We start from the raw sequence: 12,132 nt of genomic DNA, 5'->3' as shown, positions 1-12,132 counted from the left end.
GTATCGGGCCTGCCTGCGACAGCGCCTGTCAGGCCATCGGCACGGTAGCGACCATCGACGGTCGCTTGGCCACCTCGGCATACCAAGCTGCCAGCCCCGGTTGCCGCTCGCGCCAGCCGAACTGCGGCTGGCGCAGGTCCAGGTAGCCCAGCGCGCAGGCCACGCCGATAGCCGCGATATCGAAGGTCGAGGCCAGCTCGGCCAGGTGCGCCTGTTCCAGGTCGGCCAGGCTGCGGCGGATCTTGCCGGCCTGGGCCTGGACCCAGCCGTCCCAGCGCTTGTCCTCGGGGCGCAGGAAGGTCTCGTAGCGGGTCGAGACCGCCGCATCCATGATCGCATCGGCCTGCGACGCCAGCGTCAGCCGGCGCCAGCGCGCCGAACCCTCGCGGGGGACCAGCGGGTTGCCGACGTGCTGCAGGTCGAGGTACTCGCAAATCACCCGGCTATCATGCAGCACGGTGCCGTCCTCCAGGCGCAGGGCCGGGATCTTGCCGATCGGGTTGCCCTGGTTGAGCTGCTCGTCGCCGTTCACCGGGCTGATGTTGACCGCCTGCAAGGTCACGCGGTCGAGCTGCCCGGTTTCGTGCAGCACGACCATCACCTTGCGTACGAACGGCGAGAGCGGCGAGTGGAACAGGGTCATGGTCGCCATATGGCTGCCCTCAGTTGCCTTGCAGGCTGGGTGGCAGGCATACGCCAGTGCCACCGATGCCGCAGTAGCCGTCGGGGTTCTTGGCCAGGTACTGCTGGTGGTAGGCCTCGGCGAAGTACACGGTCGGCGCCTCGGCGATCTCGGTGGTGATCTCGCCGAAACCGGCCTTGGTCAGCTCGGCCTGGAACGCCTCGCGGCTGGCCTTGGCCTGCTCCAGCTGCTCGGGGCTGGTGCAGTAGATCGCCGAACGGTACTGGGTGCCGATGTCGTTGCCTTGGCGCATGCCTTGGGTGGGGTTGTGCAGCTCCCAGAACATCGCCAGCAGCTCACGGTAGCTGACCTTGTCCTTGTCGAACACCACCAGCACCACTTCGGTATGGCCGGTCAGGCCCGAGCAGACTTCTTCGTAGGTTGGGTTGGGGGTGAAGCCGCCGGCGTAGCCGACCACGGTGCTGACCACGCCCTCGCGCTGCCAGAAGCGGCGCTCGGCGCCCCAGAAGCAGCCCAGGCCGAAGATGGCGAAATCGACGTTCTGGAAGAACGGACCCAGCAGTGGGGTGTCCTTGAACACGTAGTGCTTCTCGGGCAGGGCCATCGGGGTCTCGCGGCCAGGCAGGGCCTGCTCCGCAGTGGGCATGACGTTTTTGTTCACCAGGATTTCCGAACGCAGGACCATGGCCGCTCCTTGTGTTTATCAGTTGGATAGGTGGCGGAGCCATCGTCGGCAAGCCGGCGATAGGGCTCGAATGGGTTCTATAGTGCCCGAGGTTGGCGCCGCTGTCAGGCCAGAGGGCCACGTGGATAGCGCTTGAGCTTGTCGACCAGTTCGCGTCCGGGAATCGGCCGGTCGAACAGGTAGCCCTGGCCGACGTCGCAGCGGTGGCGGCGCAGGAACGCCAACTGCTCGGCGGTCTCGATGCCTTCGGCGACCACCTTGAGCTTCAGGTTATGGGCCATGGCCACCACCGCCGAGGTGATCTCCATATCGTCCTGGTTGTCGGGGATTTCGTTGATGAAGCTGCGGTCGATCTTGATGATGTCGATCGGGAACTTCTTCAGGTAGCTCAGCGACGAGTAGCCGGTGCCGAAATCGTCCATGGCCAGGGTCAGGCCCAGGGCCTTGAGCTCGTCGAGCTGGCGGTGGGTGTCTTCGGTGGCTTCCAGCAGCAGGCCTTCGGTCAGCTCCAGCTCCAGCAGGTGTGGCGGCAGGGCTTCTTCCTCGAGGATGTTGCCGATCGACGACACCAGCTCCGGGTCGGAGAACTGCTTGGGCGAGAGGTTGATGGCCACGTGCAGGTTGCCCATGCCGGCTTCGCGCAACTGCTGGCTCATGCGGCACGACTGGCGCACCACCCATTTGCCGATGGGGATGATCAGGCCGGTTTCCTCGGCCACGCTGATGAACTGGTCGGGGCGGATCATGCCGCGCTCGGGGTGGTTCCAGCGCAGCAGCGCCTCCAGGCCGAGCAGGCGGCCGCTGCGCAGGCACAGCTTGGGCTGGTAGAACACCTCCAGCTCGTTCTGGGTCAGGGCGCGGCGCAGGTTGTTCTCGACGAACAGCTTGTAGCTGGCCTCGGCGTTGAGCACTTCGGTGAAGACCTGGACCTGGTGCTTGCCGTTGGCCTTGGCCTTGTGCAGGGCGAGCCCGGCGTTCTTCATCAGGGTCTGCGGGTCGCTGCCGTGCAAAGGTGCGCAGGCCAGGCCCACCGAGGCGGTGACGTTGATCAGTTGGTTGTCGACGAACATTGGCTTGTCGAGGGTGCGCAGCAATTGCTGGGCCACGCCCTGGCCATCTTCCAGGCTGGTGCCGTCGAGCAGCACGGCGAACTCGTTGCTGGCGAAGCGTGCCAGCTGGCCGCCGTTGTTCAAGCTGTTGCGCAGGCGCCGGGCCAGGCTGACCAGCAGCTTGTCGCCGGTCTGGTGGCCGAGGCTGTCGTTGATCCGCTTGAAGTTGTCGATGTCCACCAGCAGCAGGCAGGTTGGATGCTCGTCGTCGCGGGCGAAGCGCTCGTCGAGGTTGCGGATGAACGCCGGGCGGTTGCCCAGGTTGGTCAGGTTGTCGGTGTAGGCCAGGCGTTCGATGCGCTGCTGGGCCAGCTTGCTCTGGGTGATGTCTTCGTAGATGCCGATGTAGTGGGTCAGTTCGCGGTTGTCGCCATAGACCTTGGAGATCGACAGTTGGCCCCAGTAGGGCTCGAGGCTCTTGCGCCGGCTCTTGAACTCGCCTTGCCAGCTGTTGCCCATGGCCAGGCTGGATGGCGAGTCGAACAGCAGTTCGCTGAGGTTCTCCAGGGCTGGCAGTTCGGCCAGGTGGCGGCCTTGGACTTCCTCGGTGCTGTACTGGGTGATGGCGGCGAAGCTTGGGTTGACGTATTCCACCACCCCGTCGCGGTTGACCAGCAGGAAGGCGCTGGCGCTTTGCTCCACCGCGCGCTGGAACAGGTGCAGGGCGCTGGTGGCCGTGCGCCGGTTGTGGTTGGTGATGACCTGGGCGACCTGGTCGGCCAACTCGCCGGCGAAGGCGATCTCGTCGGACTGCCAGGCCCGGGGTGTGCCGGTCTGCTCCAGGCAGAGCACGCCCACCACCTGGCCGTCGACGCGGATGCTGGCATCGAGCATGGCGTTGTTGCCGCTGGGGTAGAGGCGCTGGACCATGTCGCGGGTGCGCGGGTCGTCGCTGGCATTGTGGGCGTCGATGGCGCGGCTGGCGTGCAGGGCGTCCAGGTAGTCGGGAAACTGGCTGGCGTCGATCGGCTCCGGCCTGTGGTGTCGCTGGTCGCGGTGATGCCAGGCGCTGATCGGTTCCAGGCGCTGGTCCTCGAGGTGCCAGATGCTGGCGCAATCGACCTTGTAGATCTCGCAGGCGCTGCGGGTGATCAGCTCGGCGGCTTCCTGCAGCGAGTTGCCGGCGCTGTAGCGCTGGCGTGCCAGGCGCAGGATCAGGTCCTGCTGGGCGCGTACCCGTTCCAGGTGTTCGAGTTGCTCCTGCTGGGCGCGCTGGTTCAGTTGCAGGGCCAGTTGCAGGCGACTGTTGCGCGACTCGAGGTCGTTGGCCGCCAGGTCCGGCCCGTCGTCCGGTTGCTCGTCGAGCACCGTGAGGTAGCCGCGCAGCAGTTGTCGGTTGTGCTGCTTGTAGGCTTCGCCGATCTCCAGCAAGCGCAGGGGCGCGGTGCTGGCGTGCAAGGTGTAGCGCACCCGGTAGTGGCTGCGTTGGGCCAGCTGCCGCTGGATCTCGTCGTGCAGTTGGTAGCGGGCCTCCGGCTCCATGAGGCTGGCATAGGGCGAGCCGACCAGGGCGCAGAGCTCGGCGGCGGGCAGGCCGAACTGGCGGTCGCAGGCCGGGTCGAGGTAGAGCATCGTCCAGCTGGCTTCGTTGAGCCTTTCGAAACGCAGCATGCCGAGCCGCGAAGGCACGGGAAGCTGCGTGACGACCTCGGCCGCCATACGGCTGGCGACATCGGGTTGGCTTTTCATCGAAGACTCGCTTGAAGAGGGCGGTTGGCGCGGCGGGCCACGGTCTATGCGGCGGTGCCTGGGGCAAGGTTGCATCATGTCCCAGGGGCTGGCAAGCCGCCATTGCTATGAGCAGGTTGTCGGCTGATCGGCGGGAATCTAAAGCTGCGAGCTTCGAGCTGATCGGCGCTGCTTGTCATGGCCGTGCTCGGCTCGCCAGGGCGCCGCCTGCTTTTTCTTGTCGCTTGTAGCTTGCAGCTTGCAGCTAAAAAAAGCCCCGCCAGAACGTGACGGGGTTGAGGTACGAGCGTGGCAGCTCGAAAGGGGGCCTGCCTCCCGTCGGGGAGGCAGGTAGCTGCGTTACAGCAGCAGGGTGCGGATGTCCGCCAGCAGGTCGCTCAGGCGCTTGGTGAAGCGCGCGGCGGCGGCGCCGTTGATCACGCGGTGATCGTAGGACAGCGACAGCGGCAGCATCAGGCGCGGCTGGAAGGCCTTGCCGTCCCAGACCGGCTGCATGGTGGCCTTGGACACACCCAGGATCGCCACCTCGGGCGCGTTGACGATCGGCGTGAAGCCGGTGCCGCCAATGTGGCCGAGGCTGGAGATGGTGAAGCAAGCGCCTTGCATGTCGTCGGCCGCCAGTTTCTTGGTGCGCGCCTTCTCGGCCAGGGCCGCAGCTTCGCCAGCCAGCTGCAGCAGGCTCTTCTGGTCGACGTTCTTGATCACCGGGACCAGCAGGCCGTCCGGGGTGTCCACGGCGAAGCCGATGTGCACGTACTTCTTGCGGATCACCGCCTTGCCGCTCGGCGCCAGGGAACTGTTGAAGTCCGGCAGTTCCTTGAGCAGGTGGGCACAGGCCTTGAGCAGCAGCGGCAGCACGGTCAGCTTGACGCCGGCCTTCTCGGCCACGGCCTTCTGCGCCACGCGGAAGGCTTCCAGCTCGGTGATGTCGGCGGAGTCGAACTGGGTCACGTGCGGCACGTTCAGCCAGCTGCGGTGCAGGTTGGCGGCACCGACCTGCATCAGGCGGGTCAGGGCGACTTCCTCGACTTCACCGAACTTGCTGAAGTCCACGGCCGGGATCGGCGGGATGCCGGCACCACCGGTCGCGCCGGCGCCTGCCGGAGCGTCCTTGGCCTTCTGCATCATGGCTTTGACGTAGACCTGCACGTCTTCCTTGAGGATACGGCCGTGTGGGCCGGTCGCGGCGACCGCGCCCAGGTCGACGCCGAACTCACGGGCCAGCATGCGCACGGCCGGGCCAGCGTGGACCTTGGCGTTGCTGCCGGCGGCAGGCGCGGTGGCCACAGGGGCCGCCGTGGCGGCCGGTGCAGCAGGCGCAGCGGCTGGAGCCGCTTCGGCCTTGGCTGGGGCAGGGGCAGCAGCGGCCGGAGCCGGGGCGGCAGCGGGGGCTGCGCCGGCGACTTCCAGCTTGAGGATCAGGTCACCGGTGCCGACTTCGTCGTCCAGCTTGGCGATCACTTCCTTCACCACGCCAGCGGCGGGCGAGGGGATTTCCATGGAGGCCTTGTCGGACTCCAGGGTAATCAGCGACTGGTCGGCTTCGACGGTATCGCCGGCCTTGACCAGGACCTCGATGATCTTGGCCTTGCCCGACGAGCCGATGTCCGGCACGTGGATGTCTTGCACGCTGGCGGCAGCCGGGGCTGCGGCAGGCGCCGGTGCGGCCTCGGCAGCCGCCGGTGCGGCGGCCGGTTGCTCTTCGGCGGCGGGGGCGGCCGGAGCCTCGGGCGCCGCGGCGGCGCCCTCGACTTCCAGGACCAGCAGCTCGTCGCCTTCCTTCAGGCGATCGCCCAGCTTGACCTTGAGCTCCTTGATCACGCCAGCCTTGGGCGCCGGGATCTCCATGGAGGCCTTATCGGACTCCAGGGTCAGCAGGCTCTGGTCGGCTTCGATACGGTCGCCGACCTTGACGAACAGCTCGATGATTTCACCTTCACCGCTGCCGATGTCAGGTACGCGAATGAGTTCGCTCACTTAAAAATACTCCTCAGCAGTCCAGTGGGTTGCGCTTGTCCGGATCGATGCCGAACTTGACGATGGCGTCGGCCACCACCTTCGGTTCGATCTCGCCACGGTCGGCCAAGGCTTCCAGGGCAGCCAGCACCACGAAGTGACGGTCGACTTCGAAGAAGTGACGCAGCTTCTTGCGGCTGTCGCTGCGACCGAAACCGTCGGTACCCAGGACCTTGTACTCCTTGCTCGGCACCCACTGACGGATCTGCTCGGCAAAGATCTTCATGTAGTCGGTCGAGGCCACGACCGGGCCCTTACGGCCGGCCAGGCACTGCTCGACGTAGGTCTGCTGCGGCTTCTGGCCAGGCTTGAGGCGGTTGGCGCGCTCAACGGCCAGGCCGTCGCGACGCAGTTCGTTGAAGCTGGTAACGCTCCACACATCGGCGCCGACGTTGAACTCCTCGCGCAGGATCTTCGCCGCTTCGCGGACTTCGCGCAGGATGGTGCCGGAGCCCATCAGTTGCACGTGGTGCGCGGCTTCGCGGGTGTCTTCCTCGAGCAGGTACATGCCCTTGATGATGCCTTCCTCGACGCCGGCCGGCATGGCTGGCTGGGTGTAGGCTTCGTTCATCACGGTGATGTAGTAGAAGACGTCCTGTTGCTCTTCGGTCATCTTCTTCATGCCGTCCTGGATGATCACCGCCAGCTCGTAGCCGTAGGTCGGATCATAGGTGCGGCAGTTCGGGATGGTGCCCGCCAGCAGGTGGCTGTGGCCGTCTTCGTGCTGCAGGCCTTCACCGTTGAGGGTGGTACGGCCGGCGGTGCCGCCGATCAGGAAGCCACGGGTGCGGCTGTCGCCAGCGGCCCAGGCCAGGTCACCGATACGCTGGAAGCCGAACATCGAGTAGAAGATGTAGAACGGCAGCATCGGCTGGTTGTGGTTGCTGTACGAGGTACCGGCGGCGATGAACGACGACATGGCGCCGGCTTCGTTGATGCCTTCCTCGAGGATCTGGCCCTTCTTGTCCTCGCGGTAGAACATCACCTGGTCCTTGTCGACCGGCTCGTACAGCTGGCCTACGGACGAGTAGATGCCCAGCTGGCGGAACATGCCTTCCATACCGAAGGTACGGGCTTCGTCCGGGATGATCGGGACGATGCGCTGGCCGATTTCCTTGTCCTTGACCAGCTGCGCCAGGATACGCACGAAGGCCATGGTGGTGGAGATCTCGCGGTCGCCCGAGCCGTCCAGGATCGCCTTCAGGGTTTCCAGCGGCGGGGTCGGGACGCTGAAGCTCTTGGCACGGCGCTGTGGCACGAAACCGCCCAGGGCGGCGCGGCGCTCGGCCAGGTACTTGGCTTCGGCGCTGCCTTCTTCGGGACGGAAGAACGGCAGGTTCTCCAGCTCGCTGTCCTTGACCGGGATGTCGAAGCGGTCACGGAACTGACGCAGGCTGTCGACGTCGACCTTCTTGGTGTTGTGCGCGGTGTTCTTGGCTTCGCCAGCACCGGTGCCGTAACCCTTGATGGTCTTGGCCAGGATGACGGTCGGCTGGTCCTTGTGGTTGACCGCCTGGTGGTACGCCGCGTAGACCTTGTACGGGTCGTGGCCGCCACGGTTGAGCTTCCAGATCTCTTCGTCGGACAGGTCTTCGACCATGGCCTTGAGTTCTGGGGTGTTGAAGAAGTGCTCGCGGACGTACGCACCGTCCTTGGCCTTGTAGTTCTGGTATTCGCCGTCGATGACTTCGTCCATGCGACGCTGCAGGGCACCGTTGGTGTCCTTGGCGAACAGCGGGTCCCAGAAGCGGCCCCAGACGACCTTGTTGACGTTCCAGCCACCGCCGCGGAACACGCCTTCCAGTTCCTGGATGATCTTGCCGTTGCCACGCACCGGGCCGTCCAGGCGCTGCAGGTTGCAGTTGATGACGAAGATCAGGTTGTCCAGCTTCTCGCGGCCGGCCAGGGCGATGGCACCCAGGGATTCCGGCTCGTCGCACTCGCCGTCGCCCATGAAGCACCAGACCTTCTGCTTGCCGGCCGGGATGAAGCCACGGGCTTCCAGGTACTTCATGAAGCGTGCCTGGTAGATCGCCTGGATCGGGCCCAGGCCCATGGAAACGGTCGGGAACTGCCAGAAGTCAGGCATCAGCCAGGGGTGTGGGTAGGAGGACAGGCCGTTGCCGTCCACTTCCTGGCGGAAGTTGTTCATCTGGTCTTCGCTGATGCGGCCTTCGAGGAAGGCGCGGGCGTAGATGCCGGGGGAGGCGTGGCCCTGGAAGAAGATCAGGTCGCCACCGTGCTCCTCGGTCGGAGCCTGGAAGAAGTAGTTGAAGCCGATGTCGTACAGGGTGGCACTGGAGGCGAAGCTCGAAATGTGGCCGCCCAGGTCCGAATCCTTCAGGTTGGTACGCATGACCATGGCCAGGGCGTTCCAACGCACCATCGAGCGAATGCGGCGTTCCATGAACAGGTCGCCGGGCATGCGTGCTTCGTGGGTGACAGGGATGGTATTGCGGTATGGCGTGGTGATGGCATACGGCAGCTGGGAGCCACTACGGGTGGCCAGCTCGCCCATGCGGGTCATCAGGTAGTGAGCGCGGTCTTCGCCTTCTTTGTCGATGACCGACTCCAAGGCATCCAGCCATTCCTGGGTTTCGACGGGATCGAGGTCTTGCATGGCTTGCTCCAGGGCGGAAAGGCCACCAGAATCGATGGCCTGAGTTTGCGACTGGCCTTTTGGGCAGACGTCGTGAATTCTTGGATTTACCGGACAGTCATCCGGCGCCGTGTAGTTTTACTACAAATGATTTGGCATTTCATGCTTTTGCACCGCCGGGGTAGTAGTAAAACTACAGAAAAACGGCTTTTGGCCGCCTTCCGGGTTGTGGAGAAAAACGTTCCCGTTGGTTGGGACTGTGTTCTGAAGAGGTGAATCTTGATGTTTCTTGCCAATGATTCGTTTTTTTCAGCTATTTCCAACTTTTGTATGACAGTCCAACCGTGGTCCGGCTTCCCCTTGACCGTACCTACCCCTCACCGACTCGCCGATCAAGGATAGACCATGCGCCTGCCTTTGCCGTCCGATCTGCCCGCCGCCCTGCAGCCACTGGCCGCTCGCAACCGACAATCCCTGCTGGAGGCCGTCGCCGGCCTCGAAGGGCTGGACCTGGACAGTTGGAGCCCGGTGCATCGGCAACAGTTCGACCAGGTCGCTGCCGCCAGCGACTTCGTCCTCGACCAGGCCCTGCGCGAGCCGGCCATGCTCTTCGAGCTGCTGGCCAGCGGCGAGCTCGAGCAGCGTTTCGGCCCCGGCCAGCTAAGCGCGCGCGTCGCCACCGCGGCCCAGGCCGCGCAGAGCGAGGAGGAACTGGCGCGCAACCTGCGCCGCGAGCGCAACCGCCAGCAACTGCGCATCATCTGGCGCGATATCACCCGACAGGCCGCGCTCGGCGAAACCTGCCGCGATCTTTCCGACCTGGCCGACGCCTCCATCGACCAGGCCTACCAGTGGCTGTACCCACGCCATTGCCAACAGTTCGGTACACCGATCGGCAACCGCAGTGGCCAGCCGCAGCACATGGTGGTGCTGGGCATGGGCAAGCTGGGGGCGGTGGAGCTGAACCTCTCGTCGGACATCGACCTGATCTTCGCCTTCCCCGAGGGCGGTGAAACCGAAGGGGTCAAGCGTTCGCTGGACAACCAGGAGTTCTTCACCCGCCTGGGCCAGCGGCTGATCAAGGCGCTGGACCCGGTCACCGTCGACGGTTTCGTGTTCCGCGTCGACATGCGCCTGCGCCCCTACGGCTCGGCGGGTGCCCTGGTGCTGTCGTTCAATGCCCTGGAGCAGTACTACCAAGACCAGGGGCGCGACTGGGAGCGCTACGCCATGATCAAGGCGCGGGTGGTGGCCGGCGACCAGGTGGCAGGTGCCCAGTTGCAGGACATGCTGCGCCCGTTCGTCTACCGCCGTTACCTGGACTTCTCGGCCATCGAGGCGCTGCGCACCATGAAGCAGCTGATCCAGCAGGAGGTGCGCCGCAAGGGCATGGCCGAGAACATCAAGCTCGGCGCCGGTGGCATCCGTGAAGTGGAGTTCATCGCCCAGGCCTTCCAACTGATCCACGGCGGGCGCGACCTGAGCCTGCAGCAGCGACCGCTGCTCAAGGTCCTGGCCACCCTCGAGGGCCAGGGCTACCTGCCGCCGGCGGTGGTCGCCGAGCTGCGCGAAGGCTACGAGTTCCTGCGTTATACCGAGCATGCGATCCAGGCCATCGCCGACCGCCAGACGCAGATGCTGCCGGACGATGCCACGGACCGCGCGCGCGTTGCCTATATCCTCGGCTTTGCCGACTGGTCGGGCTTCCACGCGCAACTCATGCATTGGCGTGGGCGTATCGACTGGCACTTCCGCCAGGTGATCGCCGACCCGGACGACGAGGACGGCGAGGGCGAGCTGGTGGTCGGTGGCGAATGGTCGCCGTTGTGGGAGCAGGCTCAGGACGAGGAGGCCGCCTGCCGCCAATTGGAAGAAGCCGGCTTCAAGCAGCCGGCCGAGGCCCTGCGGCGGCTGGCCGGGTTGCGCGCCAGCCCGCAGTTGCGCTCGATGCAACGTATCGGCCGCGAGCGGCTGGATGCCTTCATTCCGCGCCTGCTGGCCCAGGCCGTCGAGCACGACGACCCGGACCTGGTGCTGGAACGGGTGCTGCCGCTGGTCGAGGCGGTGGCACGGCGTTCCGCCTACCTGGTGTTGCTGACCGAGAATCCCGGCGCCTTGCGCCGCCTGCTGACCCTGTGCGCAGCCAGCCCGTGGATCGCCGAGCAGATCGCCCGCTTCCCGCTGCTGCTCGACGAACTGCTCAACGAAGGCCGCCTGTTCAGCCCGCCGCTGGCGCCGGAGCTGGCTTCGGAGCTGCGTGAGCGGCTGACGCGCATCCCCGAGGACGACCTGGAGCAGCAGATGGAAGCCCTGCGCCACTTCAAGCTGGCCCACAGCCTGCGCGTGGCCGCCTCGGAGATCACCGGCAACCTGCCGCTGATGAAGGTCAGCGACTACCTGACCTGGCTGGCCGAGGCGATCCTCGACCAGGTGCTGGCCCTGGCCTGGCGCCAGACCGTGGCCCGTCATGGCCAGCCCAGGCGCAGCGACGGCAGCCTGTGCGACCCGGGCTTCATCATCGTCGGCTACGGCAAGGTCGGCGGCATCGAACTGGGCCATGGCTCGGACCTGGACCTGGTGTTCATCCACGATGGCGACCCCCAGGCCGAGACCGATGGCGCCAAGCCGATCGACAGTGCGCAGTTCTTCACCCGCCTGGGCCAGCGCATCATCCATATGCTGACCACCCAGACCAACTCCGGCCAGCTCTACGACGTCGACATGCGCCTGCGCCCGTCCGGGGCCTCGGGGCTGCTGGTCAGCTCCCTCGGTGCCTTCGAGCGCTACCAGCAGAACGAGGCCTGGACCTGGGAGCACCAGGCGCTGGTGCGGGCCCGCGTGCTGGTGGGCTGCAAGCAGGTGGCGACGGCCTTCGAGGCGGTACGTGCCCGTGTGCTCGGCCAGGCCCGAGACCTGGACAAGCTGCGCAGCGAAGTGAGCGAGATGCGCGCCAAGATGCGCGACAACCTCGGCACCAAGGTCACCGCCGCAGGCACTGCGGGCAACGCCTTCGACGCCGGCCAGCCCTTCGATATCAAGCAGGATGCCGGCGGTATCGTCGATATCGAATTTATGGTGCAATACGCCGCTTTGGCCTGGTCCCACGACCATCCGGCCTTGCTGCGCTGGACCGACAACATCCGCATCCTCGAGGAGCTGGAGCAGGCCGGCCTGGTGCCTGCCGGCGACGCGGTGCTGCTGCGCGAGGTGTACAAGGCGTTCCGTTCGGCTTCGCACCGCCAGGCCCTGCAGAAGCAGGCTGGGGTGATCGACGCGGCGCAGTTCGCCGATGAGCGCCGCGAGGTGCGGCGGATCTGGGGGCAGTTGGGTCTGACGTGAGGCCCAATCGCCGGCGTGCCGGCGATTGGGGAACAGCATGGACCTGGGTGAT

At 65.8% G+C, this 12,132-nt stretch carries 6 protein-coding genes; 1 reads left to right on the top strand and 5 read right to left on the bottom strand.

Features of this window, described 5'->3' with window-relative positions:
• Positions 1–28 precede the first annotated feature (28 nt).
• The 5 genes from ACDI39_RS15060 to aceE all read right to left on the bottom strand — a co-directional run bounded on the left by ACDI39_RS15060 (position 29) and on the right by aceE (position 8,762).
• Positions 29–652, bottom strand: a complete 624-nt coding sequence (locus ACDI39_RS15060; protein WP_225786511.1) for a glutathione S-transferase — start codon at positions 650–652, stop codon at positions 29–31.
• A 10-nt stretch (positions 653–662) separates the two neighbouring features.
• On the bottom strand, positions 663–1,328 hold the full coding sequence (gene msrA, locus ACDI39_RS15055; protein ID WP_225786510.1) for a peptide-methionine (S)-S-oxide reductase MsrA: 666 nt from the start codon (positions 1,326–1,328) through the stop codon (positions 663–665).
• 104 nt (positions 1,329–1,432) lie between these two features.
• Positions 1,433–4,126, bottom strand: a complete 2,694-nt coding sequence (locus ACDI39_RS15050; RefSeq protein ID WP_253090709.1) for a putative bifunctional diguanylate cyclase/phosphodiesterase — start codon at positions 4,124–4,126, stop codon at positions 1,433–1,435.
• A gap of 339 nt (positions 4,127–4,465) precedes the next feature.
• Positions 4,466–6,103 carry a dihydrolipoyllysine-residue acetyltransferase gene (aceF, locus tag ACDI39_RS15045; protein WP_225786508.1) on the bottom strand — a complete coding sequence of 546 codons (1,638 nt, stop codon included), beginning with the start codon at positions 6,101–6,103 and terminating at the stop codon, positions 4,466–4,468.
• A gap of 13 nt (positions 6,104–6,116) precedes the next feature.
• Positions 6,117–8,762: a pyruvate dehydrogenase (acetyl-transferring), homodimeric type gene (gene aceE, locus ACDI39_RS15040; protein WP_253080216.1), complete on the bottom strand. Its 2,646-nt coding sequence runs from the start codon at positions 8,760–8,762 to the stop codon at positions 6,117–6,119.
• Between the two features lie 384 nt (positions 8,763–9,146).
• Here aceE and glnE point away from each other — a divergent pair, with 384 nt between their 5' ends.
• Positions 9,147–12,080, top strand: coding sequence for a bifunctional [glutamate--ammonia ligase]-adenylyl-L-tyrosine phosphorylase/[glutamate--ammonia-ligase] adenylyltransferase (glnE, locus tag ACDI39_RS15035; protein ID WP_225786506.1), 2,934 nt, complete (start codon positions 9,147–9,149; stop codon positions 12,078–12,080).
• The last annotated feature ends 52 nt before the right edge of the window (positions 12,081–12,132 follow it).

It is taken from the genome of Pseudomonas sp. Tun-23181, from assembly GCF_057415455.1.
This window is presented reverse-complemented; position numbering and strand designations above follow the sequence as displayed.

What these genes read in the sequence shown, in the direction of transcription:
- ACDI39_RS15060 (WP_225786511.1), bottom strand. Translation starts at nt 652, where the DNA reads ATGGCGACCATGACCCTGTTCCACTCGCCGCTCTCGCCGTTCGTACGC.
- msrA (WP_225786510.1), bottom strand. Translation starts at nt 1,328, where the DNA reads ATGGTCCTGCGTTCGGAAATCCTGGTGAACAAAAACGTCATGCCCACT.
- ACDI39_RS15050 (WP_253090709.1), bottom strand. Translation starts at nt 4,126, where the DNA reads ATGAAAAGCCAACCCGATGTCGCCAGCCGTATGGCGGCCGAGGTCGTC.
- aceE (WP_253080216.1), bottom strand. Translation starts at nt 8,762, where the DNA reads ATGCAAGACCTCGATCCCGTCGAAACCCAGGAATGGCTGGATGCCTTG.
- glnE (WP_225786506.1), top strand. Translation starts at nt 9,147, where the DNA reads ATGCGCCTGCCTTTGCCGTCCGATCTGCCCGCCGCCCTGCAGCCACTG.